The organism is Shigella sp. FJ200513 (assembly GCF_040495915.1).
Lineage (GTDB): Bacteria > Pseudomonadota > Gammaproteobacteria > Enterobacterales > Enterobacteriaceae > ECMA0423.
Window position 1 is genome coordinate 1 of the sequence record NZ_JBDYCV010000312.1, and the last position, 313, is coordinate 313.

General features: G+C 56.2%; 1 pseudogene. It reads right to left on the reverse strand.

From position 1 onward, the window contains the following. A pseudogene (locus ABZJ92_RS22405) lies at nt 1-313 on the reverse strand (IS1 family transposase); the annotation flags it as partial.

The window sequence follows — 313 nt, forward strand, 5'->3', positions numbered from 1 at the left end:
TCATACAGCGGCCAGCCATCCGTCATCCATACCACGACCTCAAAGGCCGACAGCAGGCTCAGAAGACGCTCCAGTGTGGCCAGAGTGCGTTCACCGAAGACGTGCGCCACAACCGTCCTCCGTATCCTGTCATACGCGTAAAACAGCCAGCGCTGACGTGATTTAGCACCGACGTAGCCCCAATGTTCGTCCATTTCAGCGCAGACAATCACATCACTGCCCGGTTGTATGCGCGAGGTTACCGACTGCGGCCTGAGTTTTTTAAGTGACGTAAAACCGTGTTGAGGCCAACGCCCATAATGCGTGCACTGGC